Origin of the sequence: Brevibacillus brevis, assembly GCF_001039275.2 — a bacterium.
In the GTDB taxonomy this organism is placed as follows: domain Bacteria; phylum Bacillota; class Bacilli; order Brevibacillales; family Brevibacillaceae; genus Brevibacillus; species Brevibacillus brevis_C.
The window spans coordinates 4,149,055-4,169,623 of record NZ_CP030117.1; the positions used below are offsets into that span (position 1 = coordinate 4,149,055).

The window sequence follows — 20,569 nt, forward strand, 5'->3', positions numbered from 1 at the left end:
TCATCGAAAAAATCGATTTGAATTATCTAATATTATAGATAACTCCGATGATTAAGTCTATGCTACACTTCAGTTACCAACGACATGGTAAGTAAAAAAAGTGAGGGATCTACCCATGGGGAAATTATCCACGCAAGCCCCCGGTCTAGCCAAAACACTGCGACTTCCGCAAATCGTCGCCTTATACATCGGGGCGGTGATCGGTTCCGGCGTACTGCTCATCCCCGGACTCGCAGCCGAGAAGGCTGGTCCTGCTTCCATTTTAGCTTGGCTCGTCATGTCTATTCTCGTTCTGCCCATGGCCATTACGATGGGGCTGTTATCTGCTCGTTATCCGAGCTCAGGTGGCGTCTCCACATTTGTACGGACAGCGTACGGAGATCAATTCGGAAACATGGTTGGCTGGTTCTTTCTCTTGTCTGTCCCGATTGGCGCACCGATCCTGAGTGTGACAGGGGCCAACTACATTGCGATCCTGCTGAACTGGAGTGAGTGGCAAGTATATGTGGCGGCTGCACTGCTTCTTCTCGCTGTCCTTATGATGAATGTTGTAGGCTTGCATGTAGCTGCGCGTGTCCAAACGTTTGTTGTCTCGCTGATTATCACGATTTTGATTTTGGCTGTCGTCGCAAGCATTCCGCATGCATCTGTCACTCACTTTACCCCTTTTATGCCAAACGGTTGGTTGAGTGTCGTGCAAGCAGCAGGTTTGATGTTCTGGTGCTTCATTGGGTGGGAAGCCGTGACGCATCTCTCAGAGGAATTCGTCGATCCTGCGAAAAACGCGATTCGCGGGGTTTTGTGGAGTGCAGGAATCGTCGCTCTCTTGTATTTTGCCGTTGCCTTTATGACTGTCGCTACGCATAGCTACGGGGTCGGCATCTCCGCTGCCTCGCTCAGTGTCATGGTTCAACTCTCCCTGGGTCCGATCGGTGGATGGATTGTAGCCGTAACTGCCTTGTTCATTTGTATCGCAACAGCCAACGCTTACATTGGTGCTGCTTCCCGCATCGCCTATTCGTTGGCGCAAGAAAAGATCGCTCCTCGCTGGTTTGGTACTCTTCACGCCAAATACCGGACACCAACCGGAGGGCTTCTGTTTCTCTCTCTTTGTTTTGTCGTCGTTCTCGGTGTACTCTATTTCGACGTAATCGACTTGTCGAGACTTATCGAACTGCCCAATGCTACCTTTTTTGCAACTTACATCGGCGGGTGTCTGGCTGGGGTCCGACTCTTGCGCAATAGTCGCGTAGGACGTACCGCTTCCTGGACTTCACTCGTTTGTACAGTAGGACTCTATCCTTTTTTGGGGTGGTCCGCTCTCTATCCGCTCTTGATTGCACTCGTCCTTTTTATCTGGCAAAAACGTCATGCCTGACACGAAAAAAGGCTGGGGACATGTCCCAGCCTTTTTTCTTATTCATCTTTTCCAATCAGTCGAAACGTTTTGCCATCGCTCGAGGAAAGGTAAAACGTGCGATCGACACTTCCTCCCAAATCTCCAGCGTAATATTGAACAGTCATTCTGTATTTATTCATTCCGATTTTTGCAAAGTACATCAGCTCATTAAATTGCGGAAACCGGACATAATCATACACTTCATACTGCATAAATGAGAAATGCTCACGTAAAAACGATTCGCTGACAGGCAGATTGTTTTTCTTTACATACGCGACCAAGTCATCAAAACGACGAATCTTTTGCTGATCCATCACGTCTCCTACAAATGACGAGACCGCTTGTGTCATTGCCTTTTTCTCGCTTTCCGATACATTGCCAGGGTACAGCTCATCAATTTTTGTTTCCAAACGATTTAACAAGACGACTGCCTGTGCTCTGTTGATTTTGTCATCTGGACGGAAGCTTCCATCTGGAAAGCCAGCCAAAATCCCCATTTTATAGGCAGGGTAGACCGTCATCACCTGTGCTTCATTTTCGACCGAAAGATCCGTGAAAAACTTCGCTGTCGTTCCCCGATATTTTTCCCCTTCTGATTGATGCCCGATAGCTGCCAGCAAGGTCCTTGCCGCTTCCAACCGCGTCATGCTTTCCGTCGGTTTCCCAGATGGCATGATACCCGCTGAAGCCAAATGATGATAGGTTTTTTCCGACCAACGTCCCGCAGCAGCCTGCAAGTAGGTCTCTTTGATAAAGCTGTCAGGCTCATGACCTGTAAAGGAAGGAATGACGCGTTCAATCAGGGATAAAAACTGTTCTTGCGTCACTGTTTGCTCTGGCTTAAAGGTTCCGTCGGGAAAGCCTTTAATCAATCCTTTTTTGGTCGCAATCCCTATTTCTTTTGCTGCCCAATGTCCATTTGTGTCGATAAATGCAGGGGAATTGGCTACGTATTCTTCCCGTGCGTCAGCCGTTTTCAATCCTGCAGTTGCAATGCCCGTCAAAAAAACCGACAAGCTAACAACTAGTAGAGTGGCTTTTTTCCCGATTTGTTGTAATGTAAACTGCATCCCGAGTACCACCTTTCCCCTAAAACAATCCATTACTACTAAGACGCAGAATTTGTCGGAAAAGTTTCGGCATAATTGGAAGAAAAGTTTTCCATCAGCTTAAACAACAAAAAAATAGCCGGGTCCACTTCTAGGACGATCCGACTATTTTGTGCTGCATTTTACAGGTAATAAAGTTGATGAGTACCATCATGCGCGAATGGCGCATTTACCAATCGGTCAATCAAGCCAAGACCATACTTATTTGCAAACGGGAAAAACGAATGCTTTCTTTCTTGCAACCCACCTTCAGGCAACAAAGCGGTCTCAATTCGTTGGACGCGCACATGCTCCACGTCATCTTTTTGCTGTAGCGAACGAATCAGACGCTCTTCCAAAAAGGATACTTGTTCTAGCAGCAGCTTACTATTTTTCTCAGCCAGGCCACGCAATCCGCCATCCAGAGAAACAACCTCCTCTACCAACGGACGATAAATCGACATGATCGACTCCCGTGCCGATGCGAATTGCTGCTCCAACGGATGTGGCCCCTGGTTTTTCGACCACTCGGTTTTCCAAGCGGTGAAATCAGTCAAAACTTGTTCAATAGAAAGCCCCAAGCTCTCCAGCAGTCTCTGTTGAGCACCTTCTACAAGGGTAATGGACATACGAGGCAATACGATCGGCATCTGCATCCCGAATAGCTCGAATACCTCCCGATAAAATGCCCAATAAGCAATCTCGCCCGGACCTCCAATGAAGGCAAGCGTAGGAAACAGATGCTCCTGCATCAACCCACGGCTAACGACATTTGTGCTAAAACGCTCCGGTGAATCCGCAACCTGCTTGAGCAATTCATCGCGACTGTAAGAACGTCTCCGATTGATAAAGCGCTCCCCGTGACGTTCTAGCAGCAATCGATCATTGCCCTCATAGACGAACAAATTAGCTTGATGCTCTTCCACTTGCAATTGAAGCGGATAGCCAGCCGTTGAAATCCGATCCGCTGCCCGTAGCAACACCTTTGCCATTTGCTCATTGTTTTCAATGATCTGGGAAAAGATGGGTTGCTGTAGTTCACGAACAAACGGCAACGAGGATTCAACCAGAACAAGACCGTGCTTGCCAAACAGTTTTGCCATCAAGCGGGCAAACCACTCTGCGACTGTACGCGAATCTGCCGCAGTCTGCGTCAGCAGCTCACGAATCTGTTTGGTTTCGGCAGTCTCTGTCTGTCCCTGGAAAAACTTTTCCAGGAACTGCGTACACAGCTCAGGTTCCAAGGGGAGCGTACTTGCCGATTGGCGGCCCTTTTTGTTCAGAGCCAGTCGCTCTTTTTGCAGGCGCTTCCCATCGTCCGCTGCCCAGTACACATGATCGATCTCATCGATGTCATGGTCTTCGCCAGCAATCCAAAACACCGGAATGACGTTCGCCTGAAGCTCGGCAGACAACCTCTTCGCTGCCTGAATCAGATGAACAGCTTTGTTGACCGTATAGAGTGGTCCACCCAGAACTCCTGCTTGCTGACCGCCGATAACCACATAGGTGTCAGGCTGTTTGAGCAACTCGATATTATTCAGTGCTTCAGGGTGAGTACCCATCTCTTTATTAAAATGATATAAGCCTTCCACGAGCTGGTTCCGGTGAGGATAGGATTGACTTTGAAGCCATTCCACGCGTTCTCGGTAGGACTGTTCACGGTAGGGATTATGTGCAAAAAACTGTAATGCAGAGGCATTTTGCTGCTGGTACTCCTGTGCCAGCGGATTCGCCAATGGAAGCGCGAGACATTCAACATTCATGCTAGCTCACCTTTCTTAGGGCCATGGTCAACCAAAATTATAACATGCTCCACAGCCACAAAAAACAAGACAACCCACTTTAATGGGTTGTCAAAGTGTAATACAGGCTTGTTCGCGCTTGCATTAAAATTGCGGAGGGGTGACGGACCAGATTAACAAAGCTTCCGTTTCTCCTGTATTTTCGATTGAGTGTGTTTTGCTGCTGTCAAATGAAATACTGTCTCCTGCTTCCAATACATGCTCTTCATCGTTGAAGCGCGCTGTCACACTACCAGTAATGACCGTGAAGCACTCTTCTCCCTCTGACTGCACGAACTTGTCGACAGCCATTTCTCCAGGCATCAGTCGCACTTCTAGCATCCCCAGCTTGGCACTACCTCCCATCGAGAGTAGCGAATAAGTGCCCGTCGATTCAGGAAAGACCAGTTGTCTGCGTTTTTGCAAGCGAGTCACATGCACCTGCTTTTGATCAATATCTTCGAAAAAATGAATAATCGGTGACTCCAGAGCTTTGGTGATTTTCCACAGCGAATCCAGCGACGGCTGCGAAATTCCACGCTCTACTTGGCTCAGCAAACCTTTGCTTAACCCTGTCTTGCCTGCCATAATTTCCAAGGTAAAGCCGCGTTCTTTCCGAATCATTCGAATCTTATGACCGATGGTCTCGATGGGAAGTCGCATAGTTCCAACCTTCTTTCTTATCGGAATAAATACGATATGTATCAACAGTGCTTTACACGACACCCATCGTTTTGATAATTCCGGTCGTAAACAGCACTATGTAGACGATTCCAAACCAGAGAAACGACAACCGCCAAGCCGAAAATCCTACCTTTTTGAGGGAGAGCCGTCCCTTCCACTTCATCTGTACCCACCCAAGGAGCACGATTACCACCAGGTAAAAGCAGAATACCCACCACCAAGCGGAAAAAGCCTCTGGCCAGATCAGTTCGTAAGCGGAAACGGCAGAACGAATCACCAAAAGATTCGTGATATTTATCGCGAAGCGGCCTGCCAATTTCTTGTTCCGCGTCATTCCATACAAGCTGAAATAAACGATCGGAAATCCGAGAAACGGCACAACCGTCAGCGTCCCCCACAAATAGGCCCAGACATTCGCCAAAAAGGTCATCTACTGTCGCCTCCCTCCTTCCGTATTCCCATGTCTGACTTAAGAAGGATAACGCGAAGCAAGGTTTCGTGCAGCGGAGTCGGAATCCCGGCCTTGTGTCCCACTTGGACGAGATAGCCGTTGATAGACTGCACTTCCGTCGGTCTGCGCTTCTTTATATCCTGCAGCATGGAGGAAAGATTACGGGAAGTATTTCGGCAAATGGAGACAATTTCCTGCAAGTCTGTATCCTCGATTTTTTGTCCGGCATACGCAGCCACCGTAGCTGCTTCCACAAATAAAGCACGCATGAGTTGTTGCGTATGTGGATTTTCGAGGAGAGCACCATTTGGGATTTCAAAAAGCGCGGTTAACGGATTGATCAGCGCATTTGCGATGAGCTTGCGCCAAGCGAAGGGCTGTATTGTCTTTTCATAGACAGCCTCCATGCCTGTTGATAACGCCCACTCGACAAATGAGCGAATCAGTGGATCACTGCAATCAGAAGTCTCCCAAGAACCTACGCGCAAAGTACCTGTACCGGTATGCACGACTTCTGTAGGCGACAATCTCCTTGCTCCTTCCGTATTAATCGCAAAGAAGCACTGTGTCTCCGTTAGAACGGTTCGAAGCAATTCGTAATGACCCATGCCATTTTGCAAAGCGATCACCCTTGCCCCAAGGTCTACCCTTTGTAAAGCTGGAAGCAAGCTGTGCAAATCTGGCTGTTTTACAGTTAACAGATACAGATTCCCTTCAGGCAATCCTTCATCAATGGAGCTGGCAGTGACGGGAACAGTGACTGTTTCGCCATTCAGCTTTTGAAAGCTGAGCCCGCGTTCATTTAGCTGATTCGCCTGGAGTGAACTGCGTGTAACAATCGTAACAGGTTGTCCAGCAAGTGCGAGCCTTGCTGCATACAGCAGCCCGACAGACCCTCCACCTATGACTACCACCTGACACGTCCTTTGTTCTAGCAGCATTTGTTCACCCACATTAATCAATGCTTATTTTTCAAGAATAACAGAGTTTTCGGGATTGTTCAATTGATTGCCACAAAAAAAGATCGAAATTATCGAAATATTCCTAGGTTCTTACACATTTTCTGTAAAAAAAATCAGGCTATCGCCTTTTGACGACAGCCTGAACCCTGATCTATACGGGATAAACTGCATGCTTTCTGTCTGAAAAAACGTGACGCTTTTCCTTGTAAACCTCGTAGCGCTGGATTAATTCCCTTCTCAGCTCGCTTGGAGGCACAACAGCATCAACAATCAAGTTGGATGCCAGTAAGTACAGATCGATATCTTCCTGATACTCTCTACGTTTTTCCTGAATAAACGCTTGACGCTCTGCCGGGTCCTCAATCGCCTGAATTTTGTTGCTGTAGACGGCGTTGACCGCTGCCTCTGGACCCATTACGGCGATTTGGGCACCAGGCAGTGCGAGGCAAGCATCTGGTTCAAACGCAGCGCTGGCCATTGCATATAAGCCGGCCCCATACGCTTTGCGGACGATTACAGATATTTTCGGTACCGTGGCTTCCGCCATGGCGGAGATCATTTTGGCCCCGTGTCTGATGATACCTGCCCGCTCTACTGCTGTCCCGATCATAAAGCCAGGAACATCCGCCAGGAACAGAAGTGGGATCGAAAACGCATCACACAACGTAATGAATCGAGCCGCCTTGTCAGCCGAATCGACAAACAGGACTCCTCCCTTCACACGCGGTTGATTAGCAATGATACCGACAGGCTTGCCATCTAGTCTCGCCAAGCCGGTAATCAGTTCTTGGGCAAATAATTTTTTGATTTCAAAGAACGAATCCTCGTCGACCAATGCTGCAATCACATCATGCATATTGAAAGCTGCATTTTGGTTCTCTGGCACGATGCTCGTGATTTCCTTTGCTGTAGGCACAGGGGCTTTCGCCAGTGCAGTCGGCGGCGTCAACGTATAGTTCGCCGGGAAGAAACGCAGATAGCTACGAGCTGCTTGAATCGCTTCTTCTTCATTGGCAGCCAGCACATCGCCGCATCCGCTGACGGAGCAATGCATGCGTGCGCCGCCCAACTCTTCCAGGCTCACTTTTTCTCCAATCACCATTTCCGCCATACGCGGAGAGCCCAAGTACATGCTCGCGTTCTTGTCGACCATGATGACAATGTCACAAAAAGCTGGGATATAAGCGCCACCAGCAGCAGAAGGTCCAAACAAAATGCACACTTGTGGAATTTTGCCGGAGAGCTTCACTTGATTGTAAAAGATTCGCCCAGCCCCCCGTCGGCCTGGGAACATCTCCAATTGATCAGTGATACGCGCTCCTGCTGAATCGACGAGATAGAGAAGAGGAACACGCATTTTTTCAGCCGTCTCTTGAATGCGAATGATTTTTTCGACGGTTCGCGATCCCCAAGACCCTGCTTTCACTGTCGAATCATTGGCCATCACGCAGACAGTTTGACCATTTACCTTGCCGATTGCGGTCACAACTCCATCCGCTGGCAGATCACCTGCCATGACATTCGCGAACAGACCATCCTCAACCATGAACTCGTCATCGAACAATAGCTTGAGGCGATCGCGGACGAATAGCTTGTTTTGCTCCTTGAGCTTGTCATGATACTTGGCATCGCCCCCTTGCACTACTTGGGCAATTTTTTCGTGCAATGTGTCTTCCAAATGTTTGGTCATCAGCGTAATCCCCCTCGTCACTCTCCGCGGTATATCGGTTTTCGTTTTTCTTGAAAGGCTGCGAGTCCTTCTAGGCGGTCTTTCGTCGGGACGAGCAGCTTGTACGCGTTGCTCTCAATTTGAAGTCCACTAGCTAGCTCGACTTCCACTCCACAATCGATGGCAAACTTGGCTTGGGCTAGGGCAAGTGGAGCATTCGCTGAAATTTGCTCGGCCATAGAAATGGCTGTCGCCATGAGCTGATCAGCGGGAACAATCCGATTGATCAACCCAATAGACAGTGCCTCTTCCGGAAATACACGCCTTGCCGTAAAAATCAGTTCCTTGGCGACGCCTTTTCCAACCAGTCGAGGCAAACGCTGTGTTCCGCCAGCACCCGGAATAATCCCGAGCGATGTCTCCGTTAAACCCATCTGGGCGTGTTCACTCATGATCCGCAGATCGCACGCCAACGCCAATTCTGTACCGCCCCCCAGTGCCAGCCCGTTAATCGCCGCGATGACTGGTTTCGGTAGCTTTTCCAGCTCTGTGAACGTATCCCGAATCGTTTGGATATAGACTTCGACCTGTTGTGGTGACATGGAGCGCCGCTCTCTTAAATCCGCACCAGAGCAAAACGCCTTGTCACCAGCACCTGTAACAATGACCGTCCGAAGGTCACGATCATGGCTGATTTCACTGATCAAGCCACGCAGTGTCACGAGCGTTTCAAGATTGAGGCAGTTAAAAACTTCTGGCCGTTGCAGCGTTAGTACGCCAATTGCACCCTCTCTTTGCAGGGAAACCGTCATCTTCTACCCCCTCTTTGCGAATGTGTGGAACATACCGATCATCCAGCTGGTTTGCTTGCAAGCGATGCCCGCAGCACTTTTGAGGGGAGCTCTTTGTCCAACTGCTTCCCAATATACGCACTAGCCTCAATCAACTTCTCGAGATCAACGCCCGTTTCATAGTCCATTCCATGCAACATGTAGACCAAATCTTCAGTCGAAATGTTGCCTGCAGCTCCTGGGGCATACGGGCATCCGCCAAGGCCGCCGATTGAGCTGTCAAAGATCCGGATTCCTTCATCTAGCGCTGCTGCTACGTTCGCCAATCCAGTTCCTCTCGTATCGTGGAAATGGGCGGCTAAGCGCTCGTTCGTAACATCTTTCACAAGCTCTCTAAAAACCTCATGAACCTGCTTCGGCGTTGCAACCCCTATCGTATCCCCGAGAGAAATCTCGTACACTCCCATTTCCAAAAGAGCCTCTGTCACCCTGCGGCTATTGTCCAGCGGTACGTTTCCCTCGTACGGACAACCGAACACGGTTGAGATATATCCGCGAACTTTCATCCCGAGAGCCAGCGCTTCCCGGGCAACCTCCCGCAGGATCGGAAACGTGTCTTCTATCCGTTTATTGATGTTTTTTTGATTATGCGTTTCAGAGGCAGACATGAACAGAGCAATCTCTGTCAGTCCGCATTGGCGCGCCCGCTCCAGACCACGAATATTTGGAACCAATGCGCTAAGCGTTACCTCTTGACTGCGATTGATCCCCTGTAAGACCTCATCTGCATCCGCCAATTGCGGTATCCATTTCGGATTCACAAACGAACTTGCTTCTATTCGCTTCAAGCCTGCTGCCATCAGCTTATGAATCAGCGCGATTTTTGCTGCTGCCGGAACGATCGCGCTCTCATTTTGCAGCCCGTCACGAGGACCGACCTCCACGATTTGCACACGCACAACAAGTCACCTCCTTGCCTAGCGGTCGCTCAGTTTAGAAGTATTCTAATCCTATTCCAAAACGACAATGATATCGCCATCGTTGACAAAATCTCCAATGTTCGCCTTTACTTCCACAACTTTTCCTGAGGCTTGAGCCTGTACAGGAACTTCCATTTTCATCGATTCCAGTACAAGGACGTCTTGTCCTTCAGTGATCTCGTCTCCTGGCTGTACCAGGACATTAATAACAGTTCCTGCCATATTGGCTGCTACTTGTTTCATGGATGGTCTCTCCCTTACATATCATTTTTTTCGCTTAGCGTTTTTCCGTGCTTGACGCAGCTCCGCGCTCAGTAACGAACCATGTCGTATAGTTACCTGCTCGGAATTGTTCGTCCTGTAATACTTCTTGTAAAAACGGAATGTTCGTTTTAATGCCAGTAATCAGAAAATGATGCATAGCGCTCTGCGCCTGTTGCACAGCCTCTTCTCTTGTCGCCCCAGATACAATCACCTTTGCAATCATCGGGTCGTAAAATGGAGTCACCTGTGTCCCCGTCTCTACCCCATCATCAATTCGTACATGTTCGAATGCAGGTGGCTGGTACAATGTAATCGTCCCTGGCGATGGCAGGAAGGTGACAGGGTCTTCCGCATAGACACGCAGTTCAATCGCGTGGCGCAGAGCCTTGACGTCCTCTTGCTTGATCGACAGCGGGTGACCATCGGCAATGTCCAGTTGGAGCGACACGAGGTCAATACCCGTCATTTCTTCCGTCACGGGATGCTCTACTTGCAAGCGTGTATTCATTTCCAAGAAGTAAAAGTTTTTTTGCTCATCTACGATAAACTCAACCGTTCCAACTCCCGAGTAGCCCACTGCTTTCGCTGCTGTAACCGCTGCATTGCACAGAAGCTCTCTCGTTGCTGTGTCCAAAAAGGGCGAAGGGCTTTCTTCGAGCACCTTTTGATGTCTGCGCTGTATGGAGCATTCCCGTTCTAATAAGTGGATGACGTTTCCATGCTGATCGGCAACGACCTGCACTTCGATGTGGCGAGGACGTTCCACGTATTTCTCCATGTACATCGCATCGTTACCAAAATACGCTTTTGCCCGACCTTTCGCCGATTGGTAGGCTTGGCGCAGCTCGGCCTCGTCCCGACAAATGTGCATCCCGATTCCTCCGCCGCCAGCACTGGCCTTGAGCATTACGGGATACCCGATGGACAACGCGATGACCGCTGCTTCATCTGGAGAATCGATTGCCTGTTCGCACCCTGGAACGACTGGTACTCCGGCAGCCTCCATAATATGGCGGGCAGTCAGCTTGTCACCCATTTGACCGATGACCTCAGGGGTCGGACCAACGAATAGAATACCTTCCTCCAGAACACGGCGGGCAAAAGATTCGTTTTCTGACAAAAGACCGTAGCCTGGATGAATGGCATCGGCACCGGTGCTTTTCGCTGCTGCAAGAATGGCCTCTACGTTCAGGTAGCTGTGTGGCACAGGTGGTGGACCAATATGGACGGACTCATCTGCTTCACGTACAAACGGCAGATCCTTGTCTGCATCCGAATAGACAGCAACCGTAGCCACACCTCTTGCCTTGCATGTACGGATAATTCGTCTGGCAATTTCACCACGGTTTGCGATTAATACCTTATTCATGGCAACGCTCCCCTCTTTGACAAACCGACTACAATCGTAAGCGCTTCCAAATTGTTTGCCTGGTTTGTATCATGTGATGCTACTTTCTATTTTGCCACGAGAATGATCATAGTTCTAGGATGAAATTTTAAATTTTTCCAAGGAAGCGAAATCATTTCCTGACAATCCCTCCAATAAAAAAAGAAAAACACTTCGGAAAAGCCAATCATCGTGTATAATAAAGGGGCGGGGCCAAAAGGTGGCCAAGGCAAAGAGCTGTGAGAGGAGTGGCTAACCATGTTTGAAGTAAGACGTTTGCAAATCAACTATAAGACACTGGAGGAATTCCAGAAGTTTCGCGAATTTGGCCTGGAGGAGCTTTCTATGAAGGAAGACCTGGAGGCGAACATCGTGGAAAACGATTCGGAATCTCCATTTTACGGTATTTATGATAACGATCTTCTGGTAGCACGTATGAGCCTCTACAAAATTGACGGGAAATACGACCGTTACTTCCAACCTGCGCAAGACTATTATGAGCTGTGGAAGCTCGAAGTCCTGCCCGACTACCGTCACAAAGATTACGGAACTGCTTTGGTCAACCACGCGAAGAGCTTTGGAGCTCCTATTAAAACCAACTCCCGCTGTCGCGCAGACGATTTTTGGTTGAAAATGGGCTTCACGCCTGTGAAATACAACCTCATGCGTGACCGTGGTGAAAACCCGTACGTATGGTTGCCAGAGAGCGTAGAGCTACAAGACTAGCTCTCCCTTTCCCAACACGAATGACAAATGAATGCGTAAACAAAAAGAAGCGGATTAATGTCCGCTTCTTTTTTCATGCTTTCTGCTTATTTTTCTACGCGCTCCAAGTTTCCGTTTTCATCCATTTTGAAGATCGCTTTGTTGGAATCCTCTTCCTGTAAAAAAGCAAGCTTGCGTGCACGTTCCATGATCTGTACCAAGGCACGGTAGTCATCATTGACACCCTGAACCTGATCCAGCTCTTTTCTAGCGCGTTCATGGGCTTCTTTCAATTCTTTTAACTCCAATTCTTTTCCTTCCAACTCTTGTTCCAATTGTCGCAAACGACGACTCATTTCTTTTTGATTCACGAGCATGCGAATGACTGCTTCAATCTGCTGCTCCTCTACATCCGCGTACTTTTGCACCTCTGCTACTGGTGGCTCAGAGCGTTTGGTGTGCAACGTGACGACCTCGACCTCAGCCACCACAGGAGGCGGCGCTTGAATCCTCCCGAGCTTTTTCAGCTGCTGCCTTTGGCTTTTCGCAATCGAAATGGCCGCATCGTACCGTTTGCGCACGCAACTGTTCCAGCGGAAGCCGCACGCAGCTGCTGTCCTTCCTAACCTTTGACCCACTTCTTCAAATGCAGCAAGCTGTGTGCCGCCTTCGCGTATGTGGCGCAAGGTGACTTCCGCCAACACTAGATCGTCATCTTCGGTCCATGCGTCTTGTCTGGAAGCTACCATATGAGTCCCTCCCGTTACCTTTAAAAAGGATGATGTAATTCATCCTATGCTTTTCCCTACTCTTGTAGAATCGCTTTCTACTAGAAAAAGTATGTCCAAGCAAATAAATGTTTAAACGAAAAGGACTACATCGATCACGATGTGGAGCGCTTTGTCAGGAAGCTTTCCACTACGGCGACATGTTCAGGGCTACCCCAAAGATGCGCACATTGACTCACTTCGCGCCGAATTCGTTCTTCTTGCGGAAGGCCCATACGCTTCCACTGCAAGACCTTCATGTACGCCTCAATGCCAGCTAGCGGCTGGGCAGCGATTTTTCGAGCGAAACGATATACTTCCTCATGCAACTTCTCTTCTGTGTATACCTCGTCAACAAAACCGTAGGACTTGGCTTCCTCTGCACGCAATCTGTCACCTGTCAACAGGAGTGCGAGTGCTTTTGACTCTGGCAGCAAGTCCAACAGCCGACTTCCTCCACCCCAGCCCGTCGTGATATGCATGCTGATTTGTACAAACCCGAAAGTCGCCCGGTCAGTGGCAAAACGGAAATGACACGCGCCCGCAAACTCACAGCCACCTCCGACCGCTGCACCGTTAATCATGGCAATCACCGGTTTGGAATACTGATCAATGGCGGACAAAAGCCCCGTTACTTTACTGAGCAAAGGATGCGCCTGTTCAAAGCCGCGCGCTGCAATAAACTGATTCAGATCGCCTCCGGAAACAAAGCTTCTCCCTGTCCCCGTCACAATCAAAACCTTGACCTCAGGATCGGCTTGGCAATCTTGCAAGACCTGATGCAGTTCATCAACCAGCTCCACGCTGATCGCATTATGTACATGCGGTCGATTTAATGTGATCGTGGCGATACCGTCCTGTTTTTGTAAAAGCAAGGTCTCCATAAGAACTCCCACCTTTTTATCAGCTTGTGGCTTTATTTTACCTTTCGATGGACAAACAAAAAAGAGGAGGTCTTTCCCCCCTCTTCATTAGGACAGTAGATTTTTCATGGCGGAAGAATTGAATCCGACGATCAGGTTTTCACCGTCAGTCAGGATCGGACGCTTCAAAAGCTGAGGCTCTTCGCTAAGCATTTCGAGCAGTTCCTTCACCGACATATCATTAATATCGACATCCAGGTTTTTAAAACGCTGACTTCTCGTCGACAGAATCTCATCCAGGCCATTTGAAGTCATTTTAATAATATCAAGCAGTTCTTCTGCTGTTGGTGGATTTTTGAACAAGTGACGCTCTTCGTAATTCACTCCGTTTTCTGCCAGCCATGCCTTCGCTTTGCGACAGGATGTGCAGCTAGGATAAGTGAAAAACGTCAATTTTTGTGTTTGTGTACGTTCAGCAACGGCCATTGGTTACCCCTCCATCTCATCTATCACGAATGATTTCATCTATAAAAGTCTTACTATTTGCAGTTCTTGATGTTTGGTTCAAGCTCTTACAAAAAGTTAGTCAATAAAATTTCCTTCCTTACTTTGGATTTTAATGCTTCATTAACACTATGTCAATAGTAGTTAATTTAAAAACTAGATGAAAATTCGTGTGATCTGCTGTTGTAGCACACTGCTACCTTAACAAGTAACACAAAATGGGATACACTTATGGAGATTGTTTTGAGAAAGGGGTATCGGCATGGACCACGATGCGCAAAAGTTAACCAGTGCTTTAGCTGACCCCACCCGTTTTTCCATTTACCAATTTGTCGCCTACAGTAAAGATCCCATCACGGTTCAGGATATAGCTGATCATTTCTCTATCCACCCTAATGTGGCACGCTTGCATTTGACGAAGTTAGAGGACGTGAATTTACTCACTGCTGTTACAGACAAAAGTGGTAAGGGAGGACGTCCCAGTCGGTTGTACTCACTGTCTGAACAGGTTGTGAGTCTACAATTCCCTCCTCGTGACTATCAGCTGTTGGCCGATATCGCGATTGAAAGCCTGCTCTCGCTCGGCGAAGCTGGCGAAGCCGCTCTAATTAAAATGGGACATCGCATTGGAACAGAGATGGCAAAACGGGCGGTTGTCCAAAGCGGAATCAATTTAGAAATAGCCTCTATGGAAGAAAAATTGGACCTGGTCCATCGGATTGTCGTGGCTCAGGGATTGAAACCAGACATCGAAGCAATGGATGAAGGAAAACTGCGTTTTCGCGTAAATAACTGCACCTTCTCTGATAGCGCAAAAAAATATCCGAATGCCGTATGCCAGATGCATAACGCTCTGTTGATGGGAATATTCGAAACGTACTTGGGGAACATTGAATTACGTGAGGATGATTCCAAAATTCGCGGATGCCAATCCTGCAACTATACGGTGATTCAGTATTAGCACCGCAAGTCCAGTCTCTCCTCCCCGGGTGACAACAATCCGTCATACCTTTATCGTTTACACGTGTTCACCTGTCCTATATAATGGGGGAGGAATCTTGTAAATCTTACCGGTCGAGGCAAAAAGGGGGGACAAAAATGGATCGTATGTATCGCGTTCTTGGTTTCTGGACCATCGTGATCGCGTTGATGGCGTTTTGGGCAGAATTGTACCCGATGGCGCTCATCTTCTTCAGTTTGACTGCTTTCTTCGTAGCGCTGAGCTACATGAACCTGACTGAACGAGTATACCTAAACATTTTCTTCGGCTTCATGTTCCTGTCTTTTGTTGGATTCACGTATTACACATTCTTCGTGATGCCTGTTGGTCCACAAGAACACGCTTTGCTACAATTGATCATGTAAGAAAAAAGATGCTCGCCTTGAGCATCTTTTTTGTGTTCTCCTCTTTTTTACTCCCCGGTGTCTTTCTCTTGGACCATGACCCAGAAACGTCCACCCAAGCCAGCAGGATCAATCAACTGCTGAATCGCCCGATTCCGTTTCATCGCAACGCTCGTGAAAGGGTCTGTATCCATATGCGCGACCGCTTTATGAAGCAAGCCATTCCGTATCAAAAACCGATCCTGTCTCATATAGTCTATTTCCCGTAAACCCGCCTTTTCTCCATACTGCTTCCACGCAGAAAAATTCACATGTGTTGTCAAGTCTTGTTCGCCTATGTTGATATACGGATTTGTATGAGCCTGATGACGATGGTAGCACATCAGTGTTCCGTTTTTTCGACTGGGATGGTACAGCTCTTCTTGCAGGTCGCCGTAATCAATCGTGATGACGAACCCTTTTTTCAATAGGCTGGAAACTTCTTGTGCAGCTTGCTCCATCGCCATATTTATCTCCATCCGCATGCCGATTGGCAGCTTCAAGTTCAGCCCGCGCAAATATTCCCCTAGCGCTGGTGACATCTCCCCCAGATACTCTTCTAACCCGCCCTCGCCAACACGCACCCACACTTCCTGCCAGCCCGATCTAGTTTTCTCCACAATATGTACGGGAAATGCGTCCAGCCATTCATTCGAGAAAATAACCCCTTCTATTTTCTCATGCTTGGTAGCTTCATTCACGGAAGAATACCAACGCTTCGGACCCTCGTGCCACTGGAGCGCCTCCTCCTGCATTTTCCTGTGATACGGACTCGCCTCTATTAAAATGACCGTCAACTGTTTGTATACCTCTGGTTTGCTCTCACGGATGCGCTCCAGCATGTGACGGCAATTGGACCCGGTTCCACCACCGATCTCAACGAGCACAGGCGAAGTGATATTCGCCTTCTCCCATAATGCCAAGACTGCATCTGCGATTGTTTCCGCAAAGACAGGATGCACCGATGCACTCGTATAAAAATCTCCCGCTTTGCCTACTTTGGGTTGTTCCACCATATAATATCCATAAGTGTCATGATAGAGGGCCAACTCCATAAAGCGTGCGAACGTAATCGCTTTCCCTGGTTGGCTTGCTATTTCCTCGTGAATCAGTTCGATCATCGTCATAAGCTCTTCTCCTGCTATCCAAATTCAACTAGATAAGGCTATAATACGAAAAGAAGCATACAATATGGAAAGGCAAAAGCAAAAGGTGAAATCATGCGCAAAATTCTTCTCGTCTTGTTCCTGCTTGTATGTCCACTGACGGTATTCGCCCAGGAAGAGCCCTCTACTCCTTTGGAGCAGCTCATCCTGCAGCAGCATTTTACACAAAAAGAGCTGGAGCGAACCCTCACCTTACTCAAGGAAGAAGAGACGCGGACATACGGGGAAATCGCTCAAATGGATCTCGATTTGCAACGACAAAAGCTGGTGATGGAAGCGACACAACGCCGGGCCGGTGAGGTAGCGCGGGCCTATTACATGGGCGAGCGTACTAATCTTCTGACGTTACTATTAAATGCGGAAAATTTCAATCAGTTCTTATTGATGTACGACTTCTACGAGATCTTGTACGAGCGTGACATGTCTCGACTAGAGTCCTATCATACTGAGCGCACCAAGCTCACCGCGATGCAAACCGACAAAAAAAATCGATTGGACCAACTTCAAACACTGCGAAAAAAATACGAGCTTCAATTGTCGGAGATGCTCGCTGTTGCCGCTGAAAAAGAAAAAAACGTACAAAAGCTGGACGACCCGACGGTTGTGGAATCGATGATGAATCACTTGATTTTAGATTGGGAAAAACGTGGTTTGCCCGCTTTCCAGACCTTCTTCGGAATGCTCGCGCAGGTCATGGTTAAAGTTCCCGAGTTGGCGACGCCGGATCGAATTCAGTCGGAAGGTCTCCTCAAGCATACGCTGACCATCAACCAGACTGACTTCAACAATTTTTTGATAGAGAAAGACGCCTTGTTTAAACAATCCCACTTCTCCTTTGAGGATAACAAGCTGACCGTGGAAGGCACGTATGATCAGATGGAGCTAAAGCTCGTTGGTAACTATGAGCTCGTCTCTCCTACCCATCTCAAATTCCACATTACCGAGCTGTACTTTGACGGCTTTGCCTTGCCTCAATCGACCGTGGAGGAAATGGAAGAAGCTTACGATCTCGGATTTTATCCGGAGCTGATCTCCCCCAATATCCAAGTACAGGGCATCACGCTGATGGACGAAGAATTAAAACTCCAATTACAATTCAATCTTCCATTTGGATTCGGAAAGAAGTAAAGCCAGCTATTCGTTAGCTGGCTTTTTTCTTGGAGACAACCTTATTAACATGAGCCGGCATTTCCTTCTGCAATTGTGTCATGTATTGGATCGCTTCTTTCGTCAGCGTAGGATATTTCTGCCCCTGCTTCAGCTTCTCCAATGTTTCTGACACCGGGTAAATAACATAGTTGCGCTTGTTATTTTTCCGATAAAAATGAACGTAGGTCGGAATCATTTCAGCACTTTCAATGCTAGCCTCTCCTGACTCATTCTTGTACAGCACTAGCTTCAGGATTGCGCCAACATCCTTGTAGTCCCATCGCTGCGCAGAGATGAAATTGCCTAAAGAGTAAGTGATTAGTCCTTTGTGTTGCCGTCCATCTTCGAGGGTAACCGTCTTCCATTCATAAGGTTGTACCACATGTGGATGCGCACCCAAAATCAAATCCGCTCCAAATGTTAGAGCTTGCTCGGCGGTCTTGATTTGTTCAGGACTGGGCATGCGCTGATACTCATTTCCGAAATGAAGCGCCACTGCAACCAGATCGGCTCCTTTTTCTCTTGCCCGTGCGATGTCTTTTTTCATCAGTTCAGGCGAAATCAGATTGACCAGGTACGGCTTGCCCTCTGGGATTGCGATGCCATTCGTCCCATACGTATACGCTAGCAAGGCGAGTGTGAATCCGTCCTTGGTCAACAACAAGGGCTCATCTCGTTCCTCGGGACTCGCAAACGTTCCCGTGTGCGGCAGACCAGCTTCATCGAGATATTTGATCGTTTGCAGAACCCCTTGCTCTTTGCGGTCCATCGAATGGTTGTTCGCTGTCGATACCGCAGTGAATCCAATTTCCTTCAACGTATGTGCTAGCGACTCTGGAGAATTAAACATCGGATAGCCTGAGTATTTGGCCTCGCTGCCGCTCATCGTTGTCTCAAGATTGCCGATGACCCAGTCTGCCTCGCGGAACATCGGAATGACATTCGGGAAGAAACGTTTAAAATCATAGCTTTTCGTCGCTGGGTCCCAGACGGCATCCAACTGCTCCTGATGCATCATGATATCCCCAACAGCGAGAAGGGAGATACGCTGTTCCGGAAATCTTGATGGCAAAGTCGGAGGTTGTGTCTCCTGTCGATCGGGCGCTGTCTGCGGAGGTGTTTCGGGATCAGGCACTTTCACGTTGGGAGCTTGGTTCGTCCTGTCTGCTTGGGCGACGGGTGCCGCACACCCAACCAGACTCGTGCAGGCGATAACGAGAAGGAGTGCCCATTTCCATGTTCGCTTCATAATGAATAGCTCCTTTAGTAAATGGTGACCCCTTCCTTTTCTCCACCACCTGACAAAATCCTCTCCCAACCTTTATAAAGAATGATGAAGTAACTAGCGAAGCATGCCTGTAACAAACGGATTGTACGTTTTCTCGTAGTCGATCGTCGTCTTCGGACCATGCCCTGGATAAACAATGGTTTCATCATCGAGCTCAAACAGCTTGTCTTGGATGCTGATCATCAGTGTCTCGTAATCTCCTCCGAAGAGATCCGTACGCCCGATGCTCTGGTTAAACAGAACGTCGCCACCGAAGCAATGCTGGCCAATTACAAATGAACAGCTGCCCGGTGAATGACCTGGCGTATGAAGCACCTGAATGTGAAAACCTGCCAGTTCCAGAGTCTGACCATCCTCTAGCTCGTGCTCCGCCCGCTCACATACGATGAGTTCAGGTAGATTCCAGCGTCGAGATCCGTTGAGATCCGGGTTTGTGAGCCATTCCTGCTCCAGCGGATGAATGTAAACCGGTGCTTTTGTCAATTCTCTTACTTGGTTGAGACCACCAATATGATCCAAGTGGGCATGCGTCAAAAGAATGGCAACGACGTTTTTATTCGCGAGGGCGTGGAGCAACTGATCTGGCTCCATGCCCGGGTCAATCACAATGGTTTGATTGGTATCGGTGTTTGTCACCACATACGCATTGGTTTGAAATGCTCCCAACGCATAGGATTCAATGGCAAGATTTTGATTCTCCATAAGAAACCTCCTTGATTTTTTGATACGATAGAAAAAACACGCTTGCAAACATGGGGGTATGACATGCGCCATATGTACGGAATTGAACTGAATGTACCAGCCGGGAAGCTCCCTGGCTTCTATGCTCAAGTCATACATAAAATCGGAGATCATGTCAATGTCTTTGATCGGGACAAACTGCTTTTTATTGTAGAGAATCAAGCTGAACAGGAGAAGCTGGTAACCATTTTGGAGAAGTCCAACATGTTAGGTGATGCCTTCTCTCTATTGCTGCTCCCGTCAGCAACCACAATCGATCAACTCGATGATATCGGTTTTGTCTCCCAAAATGAACATTTGTATGTATATGCAGATCAAGTTGCCATCGTAACGCTCGGAGCTCCATCCCACTCTGAAGATCAGTGGGCAGCCAAGGAGCAACTCCGCGAGCATGTTCTAGGCGTGATACCCGAAAATACACAACAGCCCGAAGCCTACCTGATCGATCAAAGCTTGATTCCACTGGCAGAGGGAATCGCGAAGGCTTATCAAGTGAAGCTCGTTTGGCTCCATCCGACTACATAAATCCATGACACGCAAAAAA

The 20,569-nt window shown here is 48.3% G+C and carries 22 protein-coding genes; 6 read left to right on the plus strand and 16 right to left on the minus strand.

Going from position 1 to position 20,569, the window contains the following annotated elements; genetic code table 11:
• Positions 1–115: 115 nt before the first annotated feature.
• Positions 116–1,378: an APC family permease gene (locus tag AB432_RS19900; protein WP_048033759.1), complete on the plus strand. Its 1,263-nt coding sequence runs from the start codon at positions 116–118 to the stop codon at positions 1,376–1,378.
• 38 nt (positions 1,379–1,416) lie between these two features.
• Here AB432_RS19900 and AB432_RS19905 read toward each other — a convergent pair whose 3' ends face one another.
• From AB432_RS19905 to AB432_RS19950, 10 genes are all read right to left on the minus strand, one after another.
• Complete coding sequence (locus AB432_RS19905) at positions 1,417–2,469, minus strand: S-layer homology domain-containing protein (RefSeq protein WP_048033760.1); 1,053 nt, start codon at positions 2,467–2,469, stop codon at positions 1,417–1,419.
• A gap of 161 nt (positions 2,470–2,630) precedes the next feature.
• Positions 2,631–4,253: a bacillithiol biosynthesis cysteine-adding enzyme BshC gene (gene bshC, locus AB432_RS19910; RefSeq protein ID WP_048033761.1), complete on the minus strand. Its 1,623-nt coding sequence runs from the start codon at positions 4,251–4,253 to the stop codon at positions 2,631–2,633.
• A 123-nt stretch (positions 4,254–4,376) separates the two neighbouring features.
• Entirely contained in the window at positions 4,377–4,934 is a 558-nt protein-coding gene (locus AB432_RS19915; protein ID WP_007717657.1) for a helix-turn-helix domain-containing protein, read from the minus strand.
• Between the two features lie 52 nt (positions 4,935–4,986).
• Positions 4,987–5,385, minus strand: a complete 399-nt coding sequence (locus AB432_RS19920; protein WP_048033762.1) for a DUF3397 domain-containing protein — start codon at positions 5,383–5,385, stop codon at positions 4,987–4,989.
• Complete coding sequence (locus AB432_RS19925; RefSeq protein WP_048033763.1) at positions 5,382–6,347, minus strand: ketopantoate reductase family protein; 966 nt, start codon at positions 6,345–6,347, stop codon at positions 5,382–5,384. The genes AB432_RS19920 and AB432_RS19925 overlap by 4 nt, the downstream gene beginning before the upstream one ends.
• Before the next feature lie 172 nt (positions 6,348–6,519).
• On the minus strand, positions 6,520–8,058 hold the full coding sequence (locus AB432_RS19930) for an acyl-CoA carboxylase subunit beta (RefSeq protein ID WP_048033764.1): 1,539 nt from the start codon (positions 8,056–8,058) through the stop codon (positions 6,520–6,522).
• A gap of 17 nt (positions 8,059–8,075) precedes the next feature.
• Positions 8,076–8,849, minus strand: coding sequence for an enoyl-CoA hydratase-related protein (locus AB432_RS19935; RefSeq protein ID WP_048033765.1), 774 nt, complete (start codon positions 8,847–8,849; stop codon positions 8,076–8,078).
• Positions 8,850–8,887: 38 nt separating this feature from the next.
• A complete protein-coding gene (locus AB432_RS19940) occupies positions 8,888–9,787 on the minus strand; it encodes a hydroxymethylglutaryl-CoA lyase (protein ID WP_048033766.1) in 900 nt (299 codons plus the stop codon).
• 51 nt (positions 9,788–9,838) lie between these two features.
• The gene (locus AB432_RS19945; protein ID WP_048033767.1) at positions 9,839–10,051 is read right to left on the minus strand and encodes a biotin/lipoyl-containing protein; all 213 of its coding nucleotides are present in this window, start codon (positions 10,049–10,051) and stop codon (positions 9,839–9,841) included.
• 34 nt (positions 10,052–10,085) lie between these two features.
• Positions 10,086–11,441, minus strand: a complete 1,356-nt coding sequence (locus AB432_RS19950) for an acetyl-CoA carboxylase biotin carboxylase subunit (protein WP_048033768.1) — start codon at positions 11,439–11,441, stop codon at positions 10,086–10,088.
• 276 nt (positions 11,442–11,717) lie between these two features.
• On the opposite strand from AB432_RS19950, the gene AB432_RS19955 reads away from it, so the two are divergent.
• The gene (locus AB432_RS19955) at positions 11,718–12,185 is read left to right on the plus strand and encodes an N-acetyltransferase (protein ID WP_048033769.1); all 468 of its coding nucleotides are present in this window, start codon (positions 11,718–11,720) and stop codon (positions 12,183–12,185) included.
• A gap of 86 nt (positions 12,186–12,271) precedes the next feature.
• Here AB432_RS19955 and AB432_RS19960 read toward each other — a convergent pair whose 3' ends face one another.
• From AB432_RS19960 to AB432_RS19970, 3 genes are all read right to left on the minus strand, one after another.
• Entirely contained in the window at positions 12,272–12,913 is a 642-nt protein-coding gene (locus AB432_RS19960; protein ID WP_048033770.1) for an RsfA family transcriptional regulator, read from the minus strand.
• 134 nt (positions 12,914–13,047) lie between these two features.
• Positions 13,048–13,815 (minus strand): enoyl-CoA hydratase/isomerase family protein, encoded by a 768-nt coding sequence (locus AB432_RS19965; protein WP_048033771.1) that lies wholly within the window; start codon positions 13,813–13,815, stop codon positions 13,048–13,050.
• An 87-nt stretch (positions 13,816–13,902) separates the two neighbouring features.
• Positions 13,903–14,280 (minus strand): Spx/MgsR family RNA polymerase-binding regulatory protein, encoded by a 378-nt coding sequence (locus AB432_RS19970; RefSeq protein WP_016740704.1) that lies wholly within the window; start codon positions 14,278–14,280, stop codon positions 13,903–13,905.
• 280 nt (positions 14,281–14,560) lie between these two features.
• Between AB432_RS19970 and AB432_RS19975 the strand changes: the two genes are divergently transcribed.
• Both AB432_RS19975 and AB432_RS19980 read left to right on the plus strand, forming a co-directional pair.
• On the plus strand, positions 14,561–15,259 hold the full coding sequence (locus tag AB432_RS19975) for a helix-turn-helix transcriptional regulator (RefSeq protein WP_048033772.1): 699 nt from the start codon (positions 14,561–14,563) through the stop codon (positions 15,257–15,259).
• Positions 15,260–15,396: 137 nt separating this feature from the next.
• Complete coding sequence (locus AB432_RS19980) at positions 15,397–15,663, plus strand: DUF2626 domain-containing protein (RefSeq protein ID WP_007723294.1); 267 nt, start codon at positions 15,397–15,399, stop codon at positions 15,661–15,663.
• 47 nt (positions 15,664–15,710) lie between these two features.
• On the opposite strand, the gene AB432_RS19985 is transcribed toward AB432_RS19980, so the two are convergent.
• A complete protein-coding gene (locus AB432_RS19985; RefSeq protein ID WP_048033773.1) occupies positions 15,711–16,808 on the minus strand; it encodes a class I SAM-dependent methyltransferase in 1,098 nt (365 codons plus the stop codon).
• A 93-nt stretch (positions 16,809–16,901) separates the two neighbouring features.
• Between AB432_RS19985 and AB432_RS19990 the strand changes: the two genes are divergently transcribed.
• Positions 16,902–17,975 (plus strand): hypothetical protein, encoded by a 1,074-nt coding sequence (locus AB432_RS19990; protein ID WP_048033774.1) that lies wholly within the window; start codon positions 16,902–16,904, stop codon positions 17,973–17,975.
• Between the two features lie 13 nt (positions 17,976–17,988).
• On the opposite strand, the gene AB432_RS19995 is transcribed toward AB432_RS19990, so the two are convergent.
• Both AB432_RS19995 and AB432_RS20000 read right to left on the minus strand, forming a co-directional pair.
• Complete coding sequence (locus tag AB432_RS19995) at positions 17,989–19,245, minus strand: CapA family protein (protein WP_048033775.1); 1,257 nt, start codon at positions 19,243–19,245, stop codon at positions 17,989–17,991.
• Between the two features lie 93 nt (positions 19,246–19,338).
• On the minus strand, positions 19,339–19,986 hold the full coding sequence (locus tag AB432_RS20000) for an MBL fold metallo-hydrolase (protein ID WP_048033776.1): 648 nt from the start codon (positions 19,984–19,986) through the stop codon (positions 19,339–19,341).
• A gap of 42 nt (positions 19,987–20,028) precedes the next feature.
• Here AB432_RS20000 and AB432_RS20005 point away from each other — a divergent pair, with 42 nt between their 5' ends.
• Positions 20,029–20,550 (plus strand): hypothetical protein, encoded by a 522-nt coding sequence (locus AB432_RS20005; protein WP_235617507.1) that lies wholly within the window; start codon positions 20,029–20,031, stop codon positions 20,548–20,550.
• Positions 20,551–20,569 lie beyond the last annotated feature (19 nt).

What these genes read in the sequence shown, in the direction of transcription:
- AB432_RS19900 (WP_048033759.1), top strand. Translation starts at nt 116, where the DNA reads ATGGGGAAATTATCCACGCAAGCCCCCGGTCTAGCCAAAACACTGCGA.
- AB432_RS19905 (WP_048033760.1), bottom strand. Translation starts at nt 2,469, where the DNA reads ATGCAGTTTACATTACAACAAATCGGGAAAAAAGCCACTCTACTAGTT.
- bshC (WP_048033761.1), bottom strand. Translation starts at nt 4,253, where the DNA reads ATGAATGTTGAATGTCTCGCGCTTCCATTGGCGAATCCGCTGGCACAG.
- AB432_RS19915 (WP_007717657.1), bottom strand. Translation starts at nt 4,934, where the DNA reads ATGCGACTTCCCATCGAGACCATCGGTCATAAGATTCGAATGATTCGG.
- AB432_RS19920 (WP_048033762.1), bottom strand. Translation starts at nt 5,385, where the DNA reads ATGACCTTTTTGGCGAATGTCTGGGCCTATTTGTGGGGGACGCTGACG.
- AB432_RS19925 (WP_048033763.1), bottom strand. Translation starts at nt 6,347, where the DNA reads ATGCTGCTAGAACAAAGGACGTGTCAGGTGGTAGTCATAGGTGGAGGG.
- AB432_RS19930 (WP_048033764.1), bottom strand. Translation starts at nt 8,058, where the DNA reads ATGACCAAACATTTGGAAGACACATTGCACGAAAAAATTGCCCAAGTA.
- AB432_RS19935 (WP_048033765.1), bottom strand. Translation starts at nt 8,849, where the DNA reads ATGACGGTTTCCCTGCAAAGAGAGGGTGCAATTGGCGTACTAACGCTG.
- AB432_RS19945 (WP_048033767.1), bottom strand. Translation starts at nt 10,051, where the DNA reads ATGAAACAAGTAGCAGCCAATATGGCAGGAACTGTTATTAATGTCCTG.
- AB432_RS19950 (WP_048033768.1), bottom strand. Translation starts at nt 11,441, where the DNA reads ATGAATAAGGTATTAATCGCAAACCGTGGTGAAATTGCCAGACGAATT.
- AB432_RS19955 (WP_048033769.1), top strand. Translation starts at nt 11,718, where the DNA reads ATGTTTGAAGTAAGACGTTTGCAAATCAACTATAAGACACTGGAGGAA.
- AB432_RS19960 (WP_048033770.1), bottom strand. Translation starts at nt 12,913, where the DNA reads ATGGTAGCTTCCAGACAAGACGCATGGACCGAAGATGACGATCTAGTG.
- AB432_RS19965 (WP_048033771.1), bottom strand. Translation starts at nt 13,815, where the DNA reads ATGGAGACCTTGCTTTTACAAAAACAGGACGGTATCGCCACGATCACA.
- AB432_RS19970 (WP_016740704.1), bottom strand. Translation starts at nt 14,280, where the DNA reads ATGGCCGTTGCTGAACGTACACAAACACAAAAATTGACGTTTTTCACT.
- AB432_RS19975 (WP_048033772.1), top strand. Translation starts at nt 14,561, where the DNA reads ATGGACCACGATGCGCAAAAGTTAACCAGTGCTTTAGCTGACCCCACC.
- AB432_RS19980 (WP_007723294.1), top strand. Translation starts at nt 15,397, where the DNA reads ATGGATCGTATGTATCGCGTTCTTGGTTTCTGGACCATCGTGATCGCG.
- AB432_RS19985 (WP_048033773.1), bottom strand. Translation starts at nt 16,808, where the DNA reads ATGACGATGATCGAACTGATTCACGAGGAAATAGCAAGCCAACCAGGG.
- AB432_RS19990 (WP_048033774.1), top strand. Translation starts at nt 16,902, where the DNA reads ATGCGCAAAATTCTTCTCGTCTTGTTCCTGCTTGTATGTCCACTGACG.
- AB432_RS19995 (WP_048033775.1), bottom strand. Translation starts at nt 19,245, where the DNA reads ATGAAGCGAACATGGAAATGGGCACTCCTTCTCGTTATCGCCTGCACG.
- AB432_RS20000 (WP_048033776.1), bottom strand. Translation starts at nt 19,986, where the DNA reads ATGGAGAATCAAAATCTTGCCATTGAATCCTATGCGTTGGGAGCATTT.